This window comes from Chromobacterium haemolyticum DSM 19808, assembly GCF_000711885.1.
Lineage (GTDB): Bacteria > Pseudomonadota > Gammaproteobacteria > Burkholderiales > Chromobacteriaceae > Chromobacterium > Chromobacterium haemolyticum.
On sequence record NZ_JONK01000014.1, the window covers coordinates 1 to 21,925 of the forward strand.

Genomic DNA, 21,925 nt, shown 5'->3' on the forward strand with positions numbered 1-21,925 from the left:
TTTGGTCGATGCGATTCCTGCCGTTCCTGGTTTGCCAGGGCGGCCCAGGCAAAAGCCTTACAAGCTGCATGCAGACAAAGGCTATGACTACCGCCGTTGCCGTGAACACCTGAACCGACGCGGAATCTTGGTGCGAATCGCGCGTCGCGGGGTGGAAAGCAGCGAGAGACTAGGTCGCCACCGCTGGGTGGTAGAACGAACCCATTCTTGGCTAGCTGGCTTCGGGAAATTGCGCATCCGCTTCGAACGGCGGCTGGATACGCATTACGCCTTACTCAAGCTGGCTTTCTCATTGATCTGTCTGCGATTTATCGACAGGTTTTGTTAGCGGGTCTTAGCGCCGGCCCACATTTCATTCAGCTCGCGCTGTAGCTGTGTACCCCAGTCCTGGATATAGCCTGGGGTTGAGACCGGAATTGGACTGTAGATGGGCGCAGGTACACGTTGGCTTTGAGATTTAGATTTTGCCTGCGGCTGCGGGCTGAAGACCGGCACCTTCGAAGATTGTGCGGACTCCTTTTCTTTTTTGCGGTCGCGGACATCGAGCACGGTAAATCTGGAGCGTCCGTCAGCAATGGCTAAGTAGGCATCCAGCTGTTCTTTACCCAAATAATCCCCCGGAAATTTGATTTCAACCACCCGTGCAAGGTTGTCTCCGTGAGCAACACCATCATGGTCAGCAGCGGCACGGCCAGGCCAGCGAGTCTCCTTGTCCTTCACGATAATCAGGTCGGGACGACGCAAATAGCCTTTTGACAGCCCCTTGGGAAAGGGGTTGATGGTATGTTGCCGTCCAGGACCTTCTGCCCGACGGCTTGAACTCAGGAAGGGAATAGGAGGGTTGCGTGTCAGGTCGAAACTCACCTCGGCCTTGTAAAACCATTTAAATCCATGGCCATACTCGTCCAGACGAATGAGCGTGGACATGGTGATTTGCCGCATGTTAAGGCTGTAACGCCGCCCGGTTTTCTTGCTGGTGACGTCGACTGACTTGGGTGCCAGAATCGCCTTGTCAGCCTTCTCGGTCAGGTAGGGCTTGTTATCGGGTTGCGGCAACTTGGCGTATTCAGGGCGCTCCTCCACGATAGTCATCGTGCCACCTGCGGGTTGGTACTTGGCCATCAGGCATCTTCTCCGTTGTCGTCTTTCAACTGCAGCCCGCGCTCCGCCTGGCCGGTGCCATAGCCATACAGCTTGTAGTTCTCCTCAACCAGCGGCTTGGGCGCCTCAAGCTTGACGGGTTGGGCATTGGCCGTGAACGCCGTGCTAGTGCGCCCCTCCCAGTCCGTGTAGCCGGGCAGCGTACGGCCATTAGGCAACTTGAGCCGGTATGCGTGGCCGACCAGAGGCTCTCCGGTCTTCTCGTTTTGCAGGATATAGCTGCGCTGGTAACCCTTGGGCATCGTCGGCATCGGCATCGATACGCTCGCCGGGCCGCTTAGCGCATGGCTGGCGCCCTTGACGCTGACGGTGCCGGGACAATGCACCTCAATATTGCCTCCGGCCAACCGGATATAGCCGCCATCGCAGGTCAGCAGGATTTCCTCTTGCGCGGCGATGGTGACGCGGTCCTTGCACGAGGTGATGGTCACGTCCTTGTCGGCTGTCAGCTCCATGTCGCCCGCCTGCGCCTGCACCTGGACTTTGCCCTTGGCGGCTATCAGTTTCATCGCGGCCTGGTTTGCTACGCCGCTGACGAACAGGCTGATGTGTTTGCCCACATTGGCGAGCCAGCGCCTGCCGGTGGTCTGGTTCATATCCCGCTGCGCCACCAGGTCCAGATTGGTGCCGGCAGCCAGGGTCTGGCTTTGTTCGGTGACGCTCGCAATGCCGGCTGGCGCCGACAGCACGAGTAATGGTTGCTGGCCAGCCTGGTCGCCCGCCGCAGTCTTGCCGTCCGGGTCGGTATTGGTCCCCGCCTCCCAGGCTTTCAGGGCGTCGACCTGGTGCTGCAGATGGCCTTCAGGGCGTTTACGACCTTTGGCGTTGTCGGCCGTGATTTCCTCGGGTCCGGTCTCCATTGCATCCGCCAGCTGGGCTTCCGCGGCTTCCGCCAGCACCTGGCTGAGGGCCAGCGCCGACTGCAGCTGACTGCTGGCATGTTCGCGCGCCAGCTGTTTGCCGCCGGCGCCGTTCTGCGCCTCGGTGCTCAGCAGCAGACCATGGGCGGCGCGGATGGCGCCATGCTGGTCGGTGCGCAGCTCGAAACCTTCGCCGCGCGGCTGCGCTTTGCCATTGCTGCGCGGATGGGTGAGGTAACCTTGGTTGAGCTGCGTCTTGCCGGTTTCGCTGCTGAGCTTGGCGCGCACTTCGCCCGGCGTGTCGTCGAACAATAATTCGTTGTACTGGCCACCCTGGTGCTCCTGCGACTTGATGCCGGACAGGGTTTTGTTGGCGGGGAGCGCGCCGGCGCCGCTGAAGCTAGGCGTCGGATGGCTGCCGTTGTACAGCACGCCGGTGATGAGGGGACGGTCGATGTCGCCTTCGATGAAGTCGACCAGCACTTCCTGACCGATACGTGGAATGAACTGGTGACCAAAACCGGCACCGGCGGAAGGCATGGCAACACGCAGCCAGCACGAGGAATGCTCATCCATGCCGGCGCCAATAGCGAGGTGTTCTTCGCGACGCTGCCAATGCAGCTGTACCTTAATGCGGCCCTGCGCGTCGGTGTAGACCTCTTCGCCCGCCGGTCCCACCACCGTGGCGGTCTGCTTCCCCAGGCTGGTCGGCTTGGCATGCGCAGTATTCGCGTACAGCGGCGTCAGCGGAATCCCGCGGCGTTGCGCCTGGAAGGTGGTCTGGAATGGAGACGGATTGGCAGACTCGGGGGCCAGCTTGAGCCGCGGCGCCACCATTAGCAGTTGCTGGCTCAAGTCGGCCGGCAGGTTGTTCTGAGCGCGGAACGTTTGCCGGGTAACAACGAATTCGCGCTTTTCAGGGGCATCGACCGCGTGCGCGGGATGGTCGTCCAGCCGGAACCATTCGCCGGCTAAGAGGCCGCGGACAGCGCCGCTGCCGGAGAATTGCTTGGCCTGCAGGTCCTGGGCCTGCTGCCGCAGCTGGGCATAGCGTCCCAGTTGTTCGCTATCGCTGGCGTAATACAGTCCTGGCGCATCGTAATGCTGCAAGCTGGATTGCAGCGCCATGCCGCCTTGCCCTTGCTGTAGCGGGCTCGTCTGCGCGGCATGTTGCGTGGTGACCGGTTGATAATCGAAACTGGCCAACGCCGTTTGGCCGGCCACCACCTGCCGTTGTGTTTCCCATCCCGTCAGGCCGTCTTCCTGCTCGGTCGCATCGGCGCGATGAAAGCGCACGCGCGCTACCGCAGCCTGAGGCAGGTTGTGCGCATCATCGAACACCACCAGCTGGACCTTGGGACCCTCGTCCTCCCAATGGGCGAAGCGCCATGCCAGACCTTCCTCGTGCAGCAGGCGTACGATGAAGTCAAAGTCGCTTTCTTTGTATTGCAGGCAGTAGCTGCGGGACGGGAGGCTGGTAGCCTCGAAGGCCAAGGCCTGGACACGGGCGAACACCGGATTGGCGGCCTGATGCTCGGCAAAAATCTGCTGCACAATGTCCGGCACGGACAGGTCCTGGAACACGCGAGACGTCCGCCGCAGCCGCAACAAGCTAAATGGGGACTCAATCGTCAAGCCATACTGAGCGAAGCCGCCATCGGCGCCTAACTGCTGGGCCTGGCTCACCACGCCGCAGCGCACCGTCTCCACCCCATCGGTGCCGACGATGCCGAGGCGCGCCGGCAAGCCAAGTAGGGTTTTGAGTTCGATGCCGACGTCCGGTGACAGGCAGGTCAACTGATAACGATAGCCCTGCGAGACCCCTTCCTCGCCCTCCAGCTGCTGCGGCAACAACTGCTGGCTCGCGATATGTCCGTCGCCCAATTGCAGGGTGAGCAGGCGTTGGCTCTGGTCGAACGCGGAAGCAAAACTGGCAAGCAGGGAGCGGAGGTCCATCGACAAATCCTGGAAGCAGAATAAGAAACACCCTCCGCGAGGAGGGTGACGGTCGTGACGCTACGTAATTTAGATGGCGGTAATATTTTAAGTTTCCCTCGCCGACCCAACAAGGCATACATCGGCGCGACCTGGCTTGCCGTCCCAAATCCATCCTTTTAGACAGGTGAAAAATGCAACAGGCTTTCTCTCCTAGGGCACGAAGGCTATCGTCCGCCATCCCCGCCCCAGAGCACGCTATCATTCGGTCTGACGATAGATGTTGTTGAGCGCACGTAAATATACGATGGGGTGGGCTGTGGGACGTTTGAAAGTGGTAGTCGATAAGCTGTACCACCCACCGACGGATGGGCGGCGTCAGGTATTCGCCTTATCTCGCCCTGAAGCAGAAAAATTGCCCCGATTGCCGACGGTGGCCATGATTTCCATCACCGCGCCAGAGCGACCGATTGCCGCTGTTGACGGCTTCGCATACTTGCTCCGCCAGAGCTTCGCGGATGTGGACTTCCTGAACCCTTTGCTCTCCAAGAAGGCCCGGCAAAAAACGCAAGATGCGTTCACGCCTGCTCAAGCCGCGCCCAAATCCTCGACTTCGTGAATGGCTTGCCAGGCGACGTTCATTCATTAGTAGTGCATTGCGAAGGTGGATTTTCCCGTTCATGCGCCATCGCACTGGCACTGCATCAACGTTTTGGTTACTTAGCCGAGGTGGAGCAGTTGACCAAGGGAAATCCGAGCGTGCTGCAACTGATGATGGCTTGTCGCGCACCCAGTGAAGAAAAACGCTGACACAGGCAGTAGCAAAGGTATTCTCTATCAGCATCCCCAGCGGCCGGTGCCGCTGCTGCGACTCAGATAGTCATACACAGCCCACTCCACCCCAGGCCGGATGTCGGATTCCGGCTCGATTCACCAGCGAAATGCTGGCAGCCTGTCGGAAAATGGTCGGATTGTCCCGGTTTTTGTCTGAATTGTGTCGGACTCCGGGTGACGATACGCCAAATCAGCGTGGTGTGAGCAAGCGCCCACCTCCTCGCAGGCACCCCACCCAGCAGCGACCGATACGCAGCGGATGTCATTCCCCACAAACGGCACTATGATGCCGCTTATCGCTATTTTCAGCTTTTATAGGCAGAATATTGCCTCTTATAGTAAGACTCGCCACGACAGAGGAAACCGATGCCATCGCCTAGCGCGCACCTGACTCCCGCCGAGCAAGAAGCTGAGCTGGGGCGTCAACTCAAAGCCTACCGCCTGCTGCGCAACCTGAGCCAAGCCACCTTGGCGGCGCGCGCCGGCATCAGTCCCCGCGCCTTGCGCAATCTGGAGACGGGCCACGGGTCATCGCTGACCACTTTCATCCAGGTGGTCCGCGCGTTGGGACGGGAGAACTGGTTCCAGACGCTGGCCCCGATTCCGACCATCAATCCGCTGACGATGACCCGCGCGGCTACGCCGCGCCAACGCGCCAGCCAGTCACGCCGCCCGCCCGTTGACAAGCCGGGACGTTGAACATATCGCCCCAATTATGCGAACTACGGAGATTCAAACCTGGCTAGTAATACAGCGGCCTTGGCTGGCCGCCGCTGACCGTCGCCCTACCGGTCAGGAGAGCAAGCGGTGACTTCCCTGAATATGTCAGACCTTTCCGACCAGAGTGCCGGCAAGCACTATCGAAGAAGATAGGCACAGCTTGTCAACACCTTTCAATCACGTGTGAGTTAGTTCGACAGGGGGTAACAGAGGCTCAATTTCTGTGCGGTTGTGCAGAATGATTTGCTGGACTTTCGGGCTTTTCCCCTCGGCCTCATCCAGGCCCAAATTTCGAACAACGTAGAGCAGTAGCGCGCGTCGACACTCAAAACGCAACTCCCCATTTTCCATTCCGTAGTCGAGTTCGATGACTCGCTGATGGGCTTTGGGTAAGCCTGGATTCGGGGCCAAGACCAAGGTCACCAGTGTCTCCCAGTCGTGGTCTGTGGGTGGGGGGACTGGTGAAGCCTGCTCCATCCCCAAAGAAAGAATTCGCGCGATGACAAAGTCTCGGTAGCCATTTTCCATATGGCAGTACACCCTGACATGCCAACGATGCCCATCATGACCAAATGCCCTAGGAGAAACGAGCCGCTTTTTCGGCGTGGGGCTCGTCATCGATTGATAGGTCATTTCTAGCGCACAGCTTCGGCGCATTGCCCCCAGGAGCGTAATCAGCGTTTCTGCACTCAACGTTCGTGCAGGTGTTGGGGCCACAGCGACAGGGGGCGCCCACCCCAAAAAGCTGACGCCCTGGCCAAATATGCCATATGCTTGCCCCAGCAAGTCGCTGAGATACTTCTGTGGCTGACTGGATGGAAATAGCGGGTGGAATGCTTCGGTAGCGATGTAGCTTCGCTCACTCCGGTCATACTCCGCATTGTCGGGAGCCATCTCAAGATAGCGAGCAATGTCGAGCGAGGCTTGTGGTGTAGAAACCCCGAAAAAGTCCGAGATGTCTCCGCGGTTCAAGCGTCCATCCCAGCGTAGACGAAAGTCGATGAACTCAAGCCGTTTCTCCGGCCCCCATCGGGAGGGCGCTCGAGCTTCGGTGGGATGAGTAGGTGTCGTTTTCATGGCGGCAACTGTAGCATACGTATAAAAACTTTACTCATGTCAGTTTTGAACGTATAGTTTTTATACGTTAATCCATTTTAGATAGGACTATGCGCAATCCCAGCATTCACAGTGGGGCAGGCTCATGAAAGCGCTCCGCGTGTCGGCAGCCCTGATGGCACTACGTGGTCGCCCACTTTGGAGACTGTTGGCTGCCGAGAAGGCACCACCCGTAATGGGATTGTTGCAAAGCTTGCTGCTCGACCAGGAAAAGACCCTGTCGAGCTCCGTTTTCCATGAGCGACTGGCCCGTGAGCTCGAAGTGCTTCGCGCTCACGGCCATGACCTTCCTCAAACACCACAAGTCTATGTGGCCACCTGGATTAGGGAGGGCTGGCTGAGCCGACGTTTTCCGGCGGGGGCGAGCGAGGAAGAATTCGAACTGACCGCCGAAGCAGCCTCGGCTCTGCGCTTCCTCAATGGCCTGCTGAAACCTCGCACGACAGCCACAGAAAGCCGGCTGGCCAACGTCATCCAGCAACTGACCCGCCTGGCCGAAGAAACCGATGCCAACCCGGAAACCCGGATGGCGACACTCGTTGCGGAACGAGAACGCATCGATGCAGAGCTTCGGTCGTTGGAACGCGATGGTGTTAAAACCTTGCCAGACGAGCGTGCTCTCGAACGCATCCGTGAAATCATTGCCCTCGCCGAGGACCTGGCGGCCGATTTCCGAAATGTGCGGGACGAATTCGACAAGCTCAATCGTGGCCTGCGGCAAAGCCTGATGGAAAGCGGCGGAAGCCGCGGGGAGGTACTAGAAGCCTTGTTCGCCGGGGTCGACCTGATAGCGCAGAGCGAGCATGGAAAAACCTTTACTGCCTTCTGGCGCCTGCTGACCGATGGTGAGCAGTCCGCCACCCTGATGGAATCCCTGGAAGCCGTTACGTCCCGAGCCTTTTCCCGCAGGCTGGAGCTCAAGGAAAGGCGTTTTCTCCAGAATCTGACGGCAACCTTGATGGCCGAGGGCGGGACCGTACATGAGGTGGTACAACAATTTGCACGCAGTCTCAAAATCTTTGTCCAGAGCCGTGAATTTCAGGAGCAGCGACGACTGCACAGTCTGCTAAAGGAAGCACAACAGGCAGCCCTCCAGGTCCGCGACCAGATTCGTCCGAATGCGGCACTCAACTACTCCCTGACGCTGACCAGCAGCCGTATTCGCTCAGTCAGTCAGTGGGAATTGCACGACCCCAGTCTGAATGTGGCCGACGCTTCGATGCTTGATGCCGAAGCCTCGGAACTCGGTTTGGATGTTGTGGAGGAGCTGGTCCGCCAGTCGGAAATCGATTTCCGTACCCTGCGTCAGCACTTACGAGAGGCACTCACCGAGGTTTCCCAAATCACGGTAGGCCAGCTCCTGGTACGGTTTCCTGCCGAACAGGGCTTCGGCAGCGTTGTGGGCTATGTCGCTCTGGGAGCCAAACACGGGGAACTGACGACCGAAACAGAAATGGTCAGCTGGGTCGGCAACGACGGAAAACAACGAAAGGCCAAGGTCCCGGCCATCTACTTTGTCAGGGAGAGCCTGCTTGAACTATTCGACGAATGACAGTTGCTCGGGCGGAGCGCATCTCCAGCCAGAGTCGGCACCGGTGCCTCAAAATGATAAAGCCATCGATAGCGAGGTGTTCCCAGGGGACCAGGGGCGCATTCCTCATGAAACGCGCCGGGCGCTTGTTCAACTCTTGCTTGGCCCGGCTGTCGATGGACGTCGACAAGGTAATCTGTGGGCGGTACTGCTGCGCGATGAAGCGGTACTTCGGGAGCGCTTGCACGAGCTCTTCTTGGCGCTGGTCGTCGACCATGACCAGAAGGTTGCGTTTACTCGCCAGGTCATCGCTGATGACATCGAAATTCCTATCCTGCTGCGGCGAGCCAATCTGACGTTCTTGGAATCGGTACTTATCTTGTTCCTGCGACAACGCCTTACGCAGGCTGATACCCAAGGTGACCGGGCCGTCGTTTCCTGGCTGGAGATGATGGAACATCTGAGCGTTTATGAGCGTATCAGCAACGTGGACCATGCCCGCTTCGACAAGCAGCGCCAAGGAGCTATCGACAAGGCGAAGAAGCTCAACTTCCTCCAAAAGATTCGTGGTGCTGACGACCGTTTCGAGGTCTCGCCCACATTGAAGCTCCTATTCCCGGCCGAGGAAATCCAAGCTCTCACCCGCACCTATGTGGAGATGCTTCATCGCGGCCAGCCAGACGAGTCCGAAATGACCGATGAAACCGCTAACAGTGGCAACACCCCGGGAGATGACGATGAATAGAGAGCCGCAAAGCACCTTCGATTTCTTCGCTGAAGGCGCTGCCGACATCAATCAGTTTCGTCTGAGCAATATTCAGCTATTCAAGTGGGGAACGTTCGATGGAGTCGTCGAGTTTCAGATTCCCCGTAGTGGGTATCTCTTCCTCGGGCCATCAGGCTCCGGAAAGTCGACCATCCTGGATGCCCATGCAGCCATTCTGACTCCGCCAAAATGGGTGGATTTCAACGTCGCCGCTCGTCAGGATGAGCGTCACGGCAAAGACAGGAATCTCATCACCTACATCCGCGGGGCGTGGTCTCAACAGACCGGAGATAGTGGCGAGTATGTCTCTCAATATCTCCGCTCGGACACCACCTGGTCGGCCATTGCCGAAACCTACCGTGATGGTACCGGTCGGGTTGTGGTCCTCGCTCAGGTATTCTGGGTACGGGGCAAGAGCACAGCTGCCGGCGACGTCCACAAGCGCTATCTGGTTCTGCAGCGTGAATTCGACGTGCGGGAACTGCAATTCTTTGCCGACCACAACTTCGACGTTCGCCGCTTCAAGTTTGACCTTCCCGATGCCATGGTCAAGGAAGAGTTCAGTGGCTACCAGGAGCGCTTCCGGCAACTGCTCGACATCGACAATGAGCGGGCCCTGCGCCTCCTTCACAAGACACAATCCGCCAAGAACCTCGGTGACCTCAATACCTTCCTGCGCGATTTCATGCTCGACGCGCCGGAAACCTTCGAACTGGCTGACAACCTGGTTGCCCAGTTCCAGGAGCTGAACGAGGCTCATAAAGCTGTCGTCGAAGCACGTCGCCAAATCGAGACCTTGAGGCCAGCACAGGCAGAAGCCATTCAGCTCGATGCGGCCAAGTTCGCCAAAACCGAGCTGGAAGCATTGTCGGTTGCTATCGATGCCTATTCAGAACGAGAGAAGAAGCGGCTCCTTGCGGTCGCGATTCATGAGTGCCAAGTTTCCATTCTAGGGCTACAGGCTCAAGCAACAGAGCGGGAAGCTGCGACACGTAATGCACTTGAAATCCTGCAGGGGCTTCAACAGAAACGCTCAGAATCGGGCGGTGGCCGTATCGAGCAGTTAGGTAAGGACATCCAGGATGCCGAGTCACAGCGGGATGCACGTATTGGCAAGCGTAGCCAGGCCGAAGCGGCATGCCAGGGCATTGGGTGGCCATATCCAGACAATGCCACCGAATTTGCACGACGCACAGACGAGGCTCGCCAGGAAGTTATTGGCGCGGAAGCCTGGCGTGCAGAACACCTCGAAAAAACGGTTCAGCTCCGGCAAAACCTGAAGGAATGTGAAGGTAAGTTTGGTGAAATTCGCCAAGAAATAGAAGCGATGGAAAAGCACCCTTCCAATATTCCTTCGCGCCTCTTGGGTATCCGGGAACAGATGGCCAAGACGCTGAATATTCCTGAAGACAAATTGCCTTTCGCTGGCGAGCTCATTGAGGTGAAGGAAGAGGACAGCGAATGGCGGGGGGCTATCGAACGCGTTTTGGGTGGGTTTGCCCGCTCGCTCTTGGTGGCTGATAAACATTATTCAGCAGTTTCCGGGTACCTTAACGAGCACAACATCGGTGAGCGCCTGACCTATCTGCGCGTTATTGAGCGGAGTACCGAGGTCCGCCTGGTTGGTCCCAACTCACTGGTGGGCAAACTCAAGTTGGCCCATGGCCTTTATACCGAGTGGCTGCGCGACGAGCTCAAAGCCCACTTCAACTACGACTGCGTCGATAGCCTGCAGGCCTTCCGCAATGCAACGCGTGCCGTCACGCGCGAAGGCCAGGTAAAACACAACACCATCCGGCACGAAAAGAATGACCGGACCAAGGTGGATGACCAGACCCAATGGGTGCTGGGCTTCGACAACAAGGCCAAACTCGCACTGTTTAAGAAGCAAGCGTTAGAGCTGGTTTCTGACCGTGAAAAATTGCGTAAGACACTGGAGACACATACCGAGGCAGGTAACAAGCAAGAGCAACGCTTTATGCACTGCCAGACACTGGCCAATCTACAGTGGGTCGAGGTCGATGTCGCCTCGATGCTGACCCGCATCAGCAGCCTTCAGACCCAGCTAGGCAATGAGCGGAAAGCGCATCCAGACCTGGCAGCGCTCGACGAGCAAATAGAGAAACAGCAGAAGACCTACGATACTGCGCAGAAAGAACAGAACGCATGCTCAGTCGCCATTCAGGGTGCCGAAAAAGAACTCAATAAACTACAAGGCAACCTGGATGAATTGCGAGCAGAGCTCCTTGGGTTTCCGCTATCGCCACCGCAACTGGATAACCTCAAACGCCGCTTTGATGAGGTACCCAAGACGCTGGAACTGGCGACATTGCCAACAGTGACGCTTCAAGTGGAGCGCGGCCTTAACAAAGAGAAAGAACAGCTGGAAGAACGCATCCACGGGCACATCAAAATCATCGAGCGCCAGTTCCAGGCATTCGTTACGAATTGGCTTGCAGAGGCCGGTGGGCTCGACCCGACCATGGCCAGCGCTGATGACTTTTTCGCCAAGCTAAAACGCTTGGAGCAAGACGGGCTGCCCGAGTTCGAGGAACGTTTCCTGCGTCTGCTGCGAGAGCAGAGTGACCAGAACCTGACTCGCTTGTCGACTCAGCTCGACCAAGAGCGTAAAGCGATTCGTGACCGGATGGACGTGGTGAATGAAAGTCTGGAAACCGCTCCCTTTGGACCTGGTACCCACCTCGTCATCGACACCCAAGACCGTATGTTGAAGGACGTGCTCGACTTCAAGCAAAGCCTGAAAGGTGCTCTGAGCTATGCCTTCAGCCAGGACAAGGAAAGCGCTGAAGCCCGCTTCGAGGTACTCAATGAATTAGTGAAAAAGTTGTCCAGCCAGGAAACCGTGGACCGCAACTGGCGAGCGCTGGTGCTGGATGTGCGACAGCACGTGGAATTTGTTGCCCGAGAGCTCGATGAATCGGGGCTGGAGATTGAGGTTTATCGCAGCGGTGCTGGCAAATCCGGGGGGCAGCGGCAAAAGTTAGCCGCGACCTGCCTGGCGGCGGCACTGCGCTATCAACTGGGCGGCCATGACCGTGAATTGCCAACTTTCTCAACAGTGGTGCTCGACGAAGCCTTCGACAAGGCCGATGCCGAATTCACAGCAATGGCCATGAACATCTTCAAGACCTTCGGTTTCCAGATGATTGTGGCGACGCCCCTTAAGTCGGTGATGACGCTAGAACCCTTCATTGGTGGCGCCTGCTTCATTCACATCAAGGACCGCAAATACTCCGCTGCCATTCCCATCGACTACGACGACGATACCCAGCGATTGAAATGGAAGCCGGAGGATGACGATGGTCAAGAAACTGCTGTTGCCTAAAGACGTCGCAGATTTCCTGTCACGGCGGTATGCGAATCAGCATAAAGCGTGGCTCTTGGGTGAAGGCCAATGGCCGATGACCGTGGCACTCGGCCTTCCCACGGAAAACGATGTCGCCAAAGATGTCGTTGGTGTACGGCAATGGGTCGATGCCTGGGCATCGTGGTCTGGACCGGCGCGGGTATCGCGGGTTTCTCGCCAATGGGCGCGCTTGGGTACTCAACAACTACCCGCCAGCTTGGAGATTGCCGGTCCTGCTGAAATAGCGGTAATCGTTGGCCAGGGGCGGCGCTGGCATATGGCCGCTCAGCGTTATCAACTTGTTACCGAGCGTTGGCCGCAGCTTGCTGGCCACTCAGTGCTTGGACGCCATTTCGGGGTTTTGGCGGACTATGCCGAGGCGGATTTTACGAGGCTGTTTGCCATGCTCGAGTGGTTAGAGAAAAACCCGGCATCTGGGTTGGCGCCACGGCAACTACCGGTCCCAGGTCTCGATACCAAATGGCTGGAAAAGCGGACGGGTGTTATCACCGACTTGCTGAAGGCTATTCGAAGTAGCGACGATGCTGGCGATTTCTATTCGGTATGTGGCCTGAGACGCCCAGCACCCAGAATACGCATTCGAATTCTCTGTCCAGAGCTCCGCAGCAAGGTGGGGGGACTCAAGGACATCGAAGCCCCCGTGACTGACCTGGCCGAGCTATCTATCAAACCGCAGCGTGCCATCATCGTCGAGAACCTCGAAACTGGCCTGGTCCTTCCTGAGTTGAAAGCCACCGTTGCTTTCATGCGGTTGGGTAACGCGGTTAGCTTATTAACCGAACTTCCTTGGTTGCGAAACTGCAGGGCGGTGTATTGGGGAGACATCGACACCTATGGCTATGTCATACTCAACCGGGCGCGCAGATACTTCCCCGGTTTGCAATCAATGATGATGGACCGGGCGACATTTTTGGCCTATGCGGACCTCTGGGTAGAAGAGAGTACCCCGTCTGCCGAATCTGAACTGCAGTTGCTCACCGAGACCGAACGGGAAGTGTTCGAGGGCCTTCGAGATGGTACATGGGGGACCAATCTTCGATTGGAGCAAGAGCGCATCGCGTGGCTGGATGCACTAAAAACTATCGGCAACCTACGTTTACTGCAGGAATGCTAAGCGCTTACACCCTACGAAATCTTGCACGCGGTTGGGGCTCATCGGTCACTGCACTGGCCAGAGTCCTTCGCACGCTGGGCCCAGAGCCATCCCTGCAAACCGTTGCCCTGTCGGCGATTATCCATCCAATTATTTTTACGCTGGCTGCAGGGCCTCGAAGAAGGGCATACGCCCAAAGCAGGCCTCCTACATCATCACCTTACCATCCTGCCGGGTGTTGCACCACCAAGCCTCATACCCTACCCCCTATGGCACCTCTGGAGAGGTGTTGCGGTAGCCCATGACCGGTCCCAGGAGGCATTTTCATGTCATTTTTGTGCCCTTTGACTATGGTTATGTAATTATAATGGTAGCCGACACCCCGTCGAAACCATGCTTGTTACCATGTTTGAAGAGCCGTGATTTAGCGGTTTTTCAGCTGCATGCAATCCGGACTATCGGCGGCAAATTAAATCGTCGCTGATGACGAAAACTACGGACCGGGATTGGGGACCAGATGCAAGAAGCTATCGTCGAACCGAGCGAAACGCCGGTGGAGCCTTGTTGCGTGCGGATACAGGCCACGTTAGCTGGCAAGTTGAATCTGGCTGACTTCCAGAATGCCATACCGGTCGCGCGCGAGTTATCGATAGTCAATGAGACCGAAGCCGACCTCAAAGAGTTGCGATTAACAGTATCGTCCGAGCCCCCGTTTCTCAAATCAAAAAACTGGCACATTGACCATGTCGGCGCCTGTCAGGCGGTCCGTATCAATGACCTTGACCTGTTGCTTGACGGTCCGTTGCTCGGACGCCTGACCGAATCCGAGAAGGCGGTCGTAACGTTCAGGCTGTCCTCAGGACAGGACGCTTCGGTTGAGTTGGCGTCAAGCGAATCGACAGTCGAACTGCTACCGCGTAATCAATGGGGGGGCTTGTCATCACTGCCTGACATGGTCGCTGCGTTCGTCCAGCCGAACGAGCCTGCAATCGAGCGCGTTCTGAAGCAGGCTGCCGAAGTTCTCCGGAAGGTTGGCAAGTCCGGGGCGATTGACGGGTATCAAGGCGGAGCCCGGCGGGCATGGGAGCTTGCCTCTGCCATCTGGAACGCAATTGGAGCCATGGGCCTCGATTACGCCTTGCCACCGGCCAGCTTCGAACAGACCGGTCAAAAAGTGCGTAGTCCCAGCCAGATTGCCGACTCAGGGCTTGGCACCTGTCTCGACCTAGCGTTGTTCATGTGCGCCGCTCTGGAACAAGCTGGTCTGAATTCTGTGCTGGTCTTTACCAAGGGGCATGCATTTCCAGGCGTTTGGCTCAAGGCCGAAGGATTCTCTACATCTGTAGTGGATGACGTGACAGCACTGCGCAAGCGCGTGAAGCTGAAGGAGATGGTGCTTTTCGAAACGACCTTGCTCACGCAAAGACCGCTACCAGCCTTCAGCTATGCTATTGACCGCGGCGAAGAACAGATTTCAGAGGAAGAGGAGCAGAAATTCCAGCTAGCCGTCGACATTCAACGTGCACGCCTCCAACGAATTAAACCGCTGGCTAGCGAACAGGCGGTCGCACGAGGGGTACTCGTAACAGAGTCTGCGAGCATTCAGCCTGTATTTGAGGCCGCACCCGACCTACCAGATGAACTGGATGACGAAAAACCAGACGCTGCACTGGAGCGTCCAGAAGACCGTTTGACTCGATGGCAGCGCAAGCTGCTCGACCTTTCACTGCGTAATAACCTTCTCAGCTTCAAGGCTGGTAAAAAGTCGTTGAAGCTTGACGCGCCGGCCCCCGGTTACCTCGAAGATATTCTGGCAGAAGGGCATGCTCTCAAGCTGTTGGCCCGTCCAGATTTGATGGATGGAAACGACCCTCGCAGCCAGGCCATTCATGAAGGGCGGGAACGCGAGAATATCCGCCGCCAGCATGCGCTCGATGCATTGAAACGTAAAGAGGTCTTCGTTGGCCTTGCACAGGACGAAATGGACTCGCGCCTGGTTGAGCTTTTCCGGTCTTCGAGGACCTCTCTTCAGGAAGGCGGCTCCAATACGTTGTATCTCGCGCTTGGCTTCTTATCGTGGACCCGCGATGAAAAGGAGGACAAAAAATACCGTGCCCCTCTCATCCTGGTTCCGGTGTCGCTGGAACGTCGCAGTGCACGCTCGGGTTTCAGTCTGAAGCTGCATGACGACGAGCCGCGCTTCAACCCGACGCTCCTCGAGATGCTGCGTCAGGACTTCGAACTCGAGCTTGGTGTACAGGATACCGAGTTGCCGAAGGACGACTCAGGGCTGGATGTTACAGGTGTTTGGAAGACTGTTTCCAATGCGGTCAAGGACATCAAAGGATGGGAGGTCGTAGAAGATGTCGTGCTCGCGACATTCTCATTCGCCAAGTACCTGATGTGGAAGGACCTGACGGAGAGTACCGAGCAGCTGAAGCAGAATGCTGTCGTCCGTCATCTTATCGAAACACCACGCGACTCGTATGAAATTACCGTTGAGTTTCCTGACGTCCGGAAGCTCGATGTTGAGTTACCCGTGAAGGAGACCTTCTGTCCGCTGCCGGCGGACTCGTCGCAATTGTCGGCTGTCGTAGCTGGCAGTAAGGGCAAAGACTTCGTGCTGATTGGGCCACCGGGTACCGGCAAAAGCCAAACCATCTCGAATCTCATCGCGCAGTGTCTCGCGGAACGCAAGTGCGTGCTCTTCGTTTCCGAGAAGATGGCAGCGCTTGATGTCGTTTATCGTCGTCTCGCGGATGTCGGCCTGGGCAACTTCTGTCTTGAACTGCATTCGAGCAAAGCGCGCAAGACGGAGGTACTAGAGCAACTTCGCAGGTCATGGGATGCTGCTGCGGCGATGGCACCAGACGAATGGCATGCAGAGGCGGTACGGCTCGAGGAGCTTCGGTCGCAACTGAACAACTATGTCGCACGTTTGCATACTCGGCATTCGAACGGGTTGAGCGTCTACGAGGCTATCGGCAAGGTGGTGGCCGGTCACGACTTGCCTGTCCTCCAACTATCCTGGTCGTCTGCGCAAGTCCACGATGTGACAGCCATGCGCACTCTACGCGAGACGGCCGAGTTGCTCGATGTCCATGCACGGGTAATGGGAGAGGGGCAGCTCACCGCTAATCCTTTAGCGCATGTTGCTCAAACGGAATGGTCTCCCCTTTGGCAGGCAGAACTGCTGGAGGCGGCTCGGAGTGTCGGGCCTGCAGTACGCAAATTTGAGGCCGCCGCCACCGCGCTCTCCGCCGCCATTGGGCTACCAGTATTGCAGCTGGAGCCACGAGTCCGCGATGGGCTTCGGTCGCTGGTAGAGACGCTGCCAGCAGCATCAGGCCACGATTGGCAGTTTGTTTTGCGGCCGGATGCGAAGACGATTGCTGACGGCCTGCGTCAGGCCGTTCCATTGCTCGAGCGTTATCGTGAGCTGCATGGCTCGCTGTCGTTACCTTGTAGCAATCAGGTGCTGGAAGACGTTCGCCTCGGTATCACCCAGCTTTCCCGTTATTCTGAACTTCACGCGCAACTTTCGCCGCCGTGGAATGAGACGCTTCGGTCACGGCTGGCTTCGGGCATCGAGCTGTTGCGCAACCGACAGGAGCTTCTGAGCCAGCTGACCCTTCCTTACAAGGAAGGGATTCCGACAGAGACTGTGCAGAAGCTTCAGGCAGATTGGCGAGAATTACAGAGTTCGTTATGGCCAATGAGCGTGATGCGGCGCCGCGCGCTAACCAGAAAGCTCAAGGAGCTGGCAACCGGAGGAGCCGAACCGGATATTGGCGCCGATATTGAACGTCTTGGAAAAATTGATGTACTCCAGGCCGAGATAAAGACCTTCGACGACCTTTCTCTACTCACATCCAATGCATGGGCGGGGCTGAAGACCAAGCTGGACATTGCTCGCGCATCGCTTGGTTTCCAGTCGGCACTTGAGCATGCCTGCGCTAGGCAGGCATGGGAGGATATTGGCTTTGACCCGGTGAGCCGTGGACAATGTGGCGATGTCGCGCGCGGAGACCTCCAGCGCATGCGGGAAATACGCCAGATTGACCAGGCCGTAAGCCGGTTGGCTGCACTTGGTAGTGAAACCGACGGTGTTTGGTCTGGCTATGAAACAGACCTGACCATCGCGAAAACCTTTGTCATCTATCAAGGGGCATTGACGGCCGCGCGCAACAATAATGTATGGCTGGACGACGGGTTTGGTGCCATTGAAAGTGGGCGAGCCGGAGCGGTAGCCGCGGCTGACCTTAAGAAAATGCGCGAACTGGTCTCGTTGCAGAGTCGCCTGCAAGAGTTCGAGGACCTGTCAGCTAAGACATCTGGTCTGTGGAACGGCTTGCAAACGAAGATTGAGGGAGTTGAACCTGCCCTCAAGTTCTTTGAAACTTTGTCTGGCGCGCTCGCGATGCTCGCAAGCACCCCCGAAGCACTAGCAGCCATTAAGGCACCGATTACATTGCTGCTGGGGGAAAGTAACGTCCTACTCGAGCCGACAGGCGTTATTAGCAGAGATGGGCGAGTCTATGCTGATGCATTGCATGCTTTGAATACGACCGTCACGCGCTTCTCTGTTGCGAGCGGACTTCCTGAGTCTGACAAAAAGATGCTTGAGGGGCTGCGGCCAGAACAAGTCACGCAGCGCGCGGATAACGTTCTGAACGCATCAAATCGATTGAACGCATGGTGCGCATGGCGCAAGGCCCGTCAACAGGCACTTGCACAGGGGCTTGCAAATGTCGTCACGGGTCTTGAGCAAGGTGCCATTCAGCTCGGTCGAGTTAAGGAAACCTTTGAGACGGACTACTGTCGTTGGTGGCTGAATGCGGTGGTCGACTCTGACGAAGTTCTCCGAACATTTGTTTCCGCCGAACACGAGAAGCGGATTCGCGATTTCCGAGAGCTGGACGAGCGTTTCATTGGCCTCACACAGGCGTTGGTCCGTGCACAGCTCTCCGCTGACCATCCGTCGCCTGACCGCGTATCTCATGGCTCTGAATGGGGGAAGCTACGCTATGAGATGCAGAAGAAAACCCGCCATCGGCCCCTGCGGGAGCTAATGTCACAAGCGTCAGATGCGGTCATGCGACTGACGCCGTGCTTGCTCATGAGTCCACTGTCTATCGCCCAGTATCTGCCGGCGGGAACCGCGCATTTTGACGTCGTTGTTTTCGATGAAGCGTCGCAGATTCCGGTTTGGGATGCCATTGGTGCAATGGCACGCGGAAAACAGGTCATCATGGTTGGGGACCCAAAGCAGTTACCGCCGACGAGCTTCTTTGACCGTGCGGAATCCGATGACGACGATAGCGATGTCGAAACCGAGCTCGAAAGCATCCTCGAAGAGTGTATCGGCGCAAACCTGCCCACGATGAAGCTGTCGTGGCACTACCGTAGCCGCCACGAAAGCCTGATTGCGTTCTCTAATTATCGCTATTACGACGGTGACCTGGTTACGTTCCCGAGTCCTGTGACCAACGACCGTGCAGTGAGCTTCAACCATGTACCGAACGGGCAATATGAGCGTGGTGGTGCACGAACAAACAAACCTGAAGCGAAAGCATTGGTGGCGGACCTAGTCGGTAAGCTGAAGTCACCGGGATTCCGCGACAGCGGACTAACCATTGGCGTTGTCACATTCAATGCCGAGCAGCAATCACTCATCGAAAATCTGCTGGATGAAGAGCGTCGCAAGGACCCTTCCATTGAACCGTACTTCCTAGAGAACCAACTCGAGCCTGTCTTTGTTAAGAATCTGGAAAGTGTGCAGGGTGATGAGCGGGACATAATGTACTTCTCCATCACATATGGCCCAGGTATTGATGGTTCGATGCCCATGAACTTCGGCCCAATGAATAAGCAGGGAGGCGAACGACGACTAAACGTTGCCATCACCCGTGCTCGTCAGGAGCTCCTTGTATTCGGAAGTTTCCATCCGGAGCAGATGGACCTGTCGAGAACGCAAGCGCTGGGAGTGCGTGACCTGAAGCACTTCCTTGAGTTTGCGGACCGTGGTGCGCGTGCACTCGGCGAGACCGTTGCGGGGAGTGTCGGTGGTTTCGATAGCCCGTTTGAGAAAGCCGTCTGCACTGCGCTTGCTGAAAAAGGGTGGATTTTGCACTCGCAGGTCGGCGTGTCGGCATTTCGCATTGACCTTGGCGTCGTAGACCCTGACGCGCCGGGTCGCTATCTGGCCGGCGTCGAATGCGACGGGGCAACCTACCATCGTTCGGCGACCGCCCGAGACCGCGACAAGCTCCGCGAGCAGGTATTGCGTGGTCTGGGATGGGAAATCCTGCGAATCTGGTCGACGGACTGGTGGATTGACATGGTTGGAACCGTCGAAAAAATTCATGGCCAGCTTGAATTGTTGCTAGCTGAACAGCGCGCGGTACGAGCGAAAGAGGCAGAAGCCGCGGCAATGCTCGCGCGGCAAGTTATTACTGGAGCCATGGCAACATCGAGCGAGGGTTCAACTGACGCATCGTCAGGGCGTGTCGAAAAGCCTATTACACAGGTAGACGATGCTGATGCTACGACACTGACCTATGCGCGAAATGCGGCCGTATCCAGTAATTTACCACCCCCGGGAGTTCAGTTCATTGAAGCGGACCTGGGGTTGACCGGTCTTGAAGTCGACGTGCACGCGTTCTTCGATATGACGTACAACCCTCGTCTACTCAGCATGATTGAGCATGTGGTGAGCCTCGAAGGTCCGGTCCTCGATGAGGTTCTGGCTCGTCGCATTGCACGACTGCACGGCTGGGTGCGTACCGGTGCACGAATCCAGGACCGAGTCGTCCGCCTTGCATCGCTGCACTACGAGAGTGAAGCTGAAGACGTTGGTACATTCTTCTGGCCTAAAGGCAAAGACGTTCCGGGGACGATTCGGTTCCGTCGTCCAGCAGAAGGCGCGGCACGCTCGGTCGATGAGATTTCATTGACCGAGTTGAAGGCACTCGCATCCGAGATGAGAGTGGCGGGGCATGACAGGGAGTCAGGCATTCTAGCCATGGCGCACGAAATCGGCTTGAGGAAGCTCAGCGCGATAAGCCGAGCCCGATTGGAACGCGCCTGGGAGGGCATGGTCGCGAGCTTGTGCCCAAGCAGCGGAGTATGACGCCAGCTGCTTAAGTCCAGTCGAGATGCTTGAGGCTAAGTACCTCGAAGGCTCTTGAACTGCCTAGGAAAGCTGGGGCGATTCACGTCGCTTTGTTGGCGATGAAGAAGCCATGGTGGTAGGAGAGAGTCAAAAGGCTAGCGTCAGCCTCATCCCCACCGCTTCAGCCTCACGGTAATCACCGTCCCTTTCATCTCATATCCTGTCACACGGATGGCGGGAGGGACATCTTCGCCCTGTAGCTTTTCCAATGCGGATTTGAGACGACGCCGAAACTCGCGCAAGTCGCAGACCACGCCGCTGTAACGCCACAAGTCAGATACCTGCAAGGCATAGGGCTTGGCATGGGTACTGTAGAAACTGGCTAACCAGGCCGGCAGCCCGGTGAAATCGTGCAGCGCGACTTCGCTGACCGCCGTCCACTCTTGCGGCCCAAACAGATTGGCCATCGAATCGAGCACCCGGAAAGCAATGACATCCCCGCCCTTCACAAGGCTACTGGCTAGGGCGGCCGCATCGTGGCCATCGTCGAAAGCCACCTCTATCAGCCTGGGCAATGGGATGTCCCTACGCTTCACCCGTAGGCGCAAATGAGCGGCATTCAACCGTATCAAGCTGGAACGCACCGCTTTGTAGACATTGGGGCCGGGCTCCACCCCAAGCTCTTTCGCAAATTGCCAGTAGGAAATCCGAATCCACTGAAAATCCCCCTGCACGGCCGACAAGGGGCGGTCTTGCCGGTAATGGTTCAGGCACACCGCAAACACGCGCTTGTCGTAGCCGGTAAGCTGGAAACCGGTAAGCGTGATGGAGGTATCTCCTTGGGATGCAATCGTCTCCTCGACAACCGCCTCGTCGGGATTGTGCGAGGCGGCAAACAAGGCCGAGCGCAGCAGCAGATTCGGCATCCCGGTATGGGCGTCGCGCCAGGCGGGCAGGTAAACCTCCTCACCCCGCCGCACCGACTGGCGCAGTCGCGCCTCGCGCAGCTCAACATCGGTCGCATTGGCCGCCAGCGCCAAGACAGGCTCGTTGGACGCCCGCTTGTCGGCGATGGCTTGCATGGAGTCCGCCGCCGCGAGCGCGCAAGCTCTGACCACCTCGTCGTCGTAGGCTTCACCGGCCAAGCGTACCGCGTCGGCCTGCTGGCGCAGGCGTTCAATGACCGCCTCGGAGGAGGTCCTAGCCATGACGCCGCTCCGCATTCTGGATGTAAGCGACAAGCAAGCCGCGCAGCACCGCGGAGGCCGTCATGCCTTGCGCGGCGCAAACGACGGCGAACTCGGTGCGCAGCTGCCGCGGCAGCCAAGCTTTGAACTGTACGGCATCGGGCCTATGCCGGTCTTTGGATGGCGAAGCGAAATCCGTCACATCATCTCCTTTGTGCAT

Annotated in this window: 13 protein-coding genes; 8 read left to right on the forward strand and 5 right to left on the reverse strand. The window is 57.5% G+C overall.

Annotation, left to right across the window (positions count from 1 at the left end):
- Positions 1-328, forward strand: a 328-nt coding sequence (locus tag BR71_RS23510; RefSeq protein ID WP_156038926.1) for a transposase, incomplete at its 5' end; no start/stop codon positions are given.
- Here the strand turns inward: BR71_RS23510 and BR71_RS09930 are convergent.
- On the reverse strand, positions 325-1,122 hold the full coding sequence (locus BR71_RS09930) for a VRR-NUC domain-containing protein (protein ID WP_052370465.1): 798 nt from the start codon (positions 1,120-1,122) through the stop codon (positions 325-327). The genes BR71_RS23510 and BR71_RS09930 overlap by 4 nt on opposite strands.
- Complete coding sequence (locus BR71_RS09935) at positions 1,122-3,977, reverse strand: type VI secretion system Vgr family protein (RefSeq protein ID WP_081862614.1); 2,856 nt, start codon at positions 3,975-3,977, stop codon at positions 1,122-1,124. The genes BR71_RS09930 and BR71_RS09935 overlap by 1 nt, the downstream gene beginning before the upstream one ends.
- Positions 3,978-4,242: 265 nt before the next feature.
- Here BR71_RS09935 and BR71_RS24615 point away from each other — a divergent pair, with 265 nt between their 5' ends.
- Positions 4,243-4,575, forward strand: coding sequence for a hypothetical protein (locus tag BR71_RS24615; protein ID WP_208854859.1), 333 nt, complete (start codon positions 4,243-4,245; stop codon positions 4,573-4,575).
- 581 nt (positions 4,576-5,156) lie between these two features.
- Positions 5,157-5,489 carry a helix-turn-helix transcriptional regulator gene (locus BR71_RS09945; protein WP_043593370.1) on the forward strand — a complete coding sequence of 111 codons (333 nt, stop codon included), beginning with the start codon at positions 5,157-5,159 and terminating at the stop codon, positions 5,487-5,489.
- Positions 5,490-5,687: 198 nt separating this feature from the next.
- On the opposite strand, the gene BR71_RS09950 is transcribed toward BR71_RS09945, so the two are convergent.
- Positions 5,688-6,587 (reverse strand): BrxR family transcriptional regulator, encoded by a 900-nt coding sequence (locus BR71_RS09950; protein ID WP_043593372.1) that lies wholly within the window; start codon positions 6,585-6,587, stop codon positions 5,688-5,690.
- A gap of 124 nt (positions 6,588-6,711) precedes the next feature.
- Here BR71_RS09950 and BR71_RS09955 point away from each other — a divergent pair, with 124 nt between their 5' ends.
- The 5 genes from BR71_RS09955 (at position 6,712) to BR71_RS09975 (ending at position 20,536) form a co-directional block, all read left to right on the forward strand.
- Positions 6,712-8,178, forward strand: coding sequence for a DUF3375 domain-containing protein (locus tag BR71_RS09955; protein ID WP_043636409.1), 1,467 nt, complete (start codon positions 6,712-6,714; stop codon positions 8,176-8,178).
- Entirely contained in the window at positions 8,159-8,902 is a 744-nt protein-coding gene (locus BR71_RS09960; protein WP_081862615.1) for a DUF4194 domain-containing protein, read from the forward strand. The genes BR71_RS09955 and BR71_RS09960 overlap by 20 nt, the downstream gene beginning before the upstream one ends.
- The gene (locus tag BR71_RS09965; protein WP_043636591.1) at positions 8,895-12,269 is read left to right on the forward strand and encodes an ATP-binding protein; all 3,375 of its coding nucleotides are present in this window, start codon (positions 8,895-8,897) and stop codon (positions 12,267-12,269) included. The genes BR71_RS09960 and BR71_RS09965 overlap by 8 nt, the downstream gene beginning before the upstream one ends.
- Positions 12,244-13,425, forward strand: a complete 1,182-nt coding sequence (locus BR71_RS09970; protein ID WP_052052219.1) for a DUF3322 domain-containing protein — start codon at positions 12,244-12,246, stop codon at positions 13,423-13,425. Before BR71_RS09965 ends, BR71_RS09970 begins: the two co-directional genes overlap by 26 nt.
- A gap of 496 nt (positions 13,426-13,921) precedes the next feature.
- Entirely contained in the window at positions 13,922-20,536 is a 6,615-nt protein-coding gene (locus tag BR71_RS09975) for a DUF3320 domain-containing protein (protein ID WP_043636414.1), read from the forward strand.
- A 149-nt stretch (positions 20,537-20,685) separates the two neighbouring features.
- Here BR71_RS09975 and BR71_RS09980 read toward each other — a convergent pair whose 3' ends face one another.
- Positions 20,686-21,726 (reverse strand): replication initiation protein, encoded by a 1,041-nt coding sequence (locus BR71_RS09980; protein WP_043593379.1) that lies wholly within the window; start codon positions 21,724-21,726, stop codon positions 20,686-20,688.
- Positions 21,719-21,907: a hypothetical protein gene (locus BR71_RS09985; RefSeq protein ID WP_043593382.1), complete on the reverse strand. Its 189-nt coding sequence runs from the start codon at positions 21,905-21,907 to the stop codon at positions 21,719-21,721. Before BR71_RS09985 ends, BR71_RS09980 begins: the two co-directional genes overlap by 8 nt.
- Positions 21,908-21,925: the final 18 nt, after the last annotated feature.

Coding starts and splice junctions, on each gene's coding strand:
- BR71_RS09930 (WP_052370465.1), bottom strand. CDS start 1,122: ATGGCCAAGTACCAACCCGCAGGTGGCACGATGACTATCGTGGAGGAG.
- BR71_RS09935 (WP_081862614.1), bottom strand. CDS start 3,977: ATGGACCTCCGCTCCCTGCTTGCCAGTTTTGCTTCCGCGTTCGACCAG.
- BR71_RS09945 (WP_043593370.1), top strand. CDS start 5,157: ATGCCATCGCCTAGCGCGCACCTGACTCCCGCCGAGCAAGAAGCTGAG.
- BR71_RS09950 (WP_043593372.1), bottom strand. CDS start 6,587: ATGAAAACGACACCTACTCATCCCACCGAAGCTCGAGCGCCCTCCCGA.
- BR71_RS09955 (WP_043636409.1), top strand. CDS start 6,712: ATGAAAGCGCTCCGCGTGTCGGCAGCCCTGATGGCACTACGTGGTCGC.
- BR71_RS09965 (WP_043636591.1), top strand. CDS start 8,895: ATGAATAGAGAGCCGCAAAGCACCTTCGATTTCTTCGCTGAAGGCGCT.
- BR71_RS09970 (WP_052052219.1), top strand. CDS start 12,244: ATGGTCAAGAAACTGCTGTTGCCTAAAGACGTCGCAGATTTCCTGTCA.
- BR71_RS09975 (WP_043636414.1), top strand. CDS start 13,922: ATGCAAGAAGCTATCGTCGAACCGAGCGAAACGCCGGTGGAGCCTTGT.
- BR71_RS09980 (WP_043593379.1), bottom strand. CDS start 21,726: ATGGCTAGGACCTCCTCCGAGGCGGTCATTGAACGCCTGCGCCAGCAG.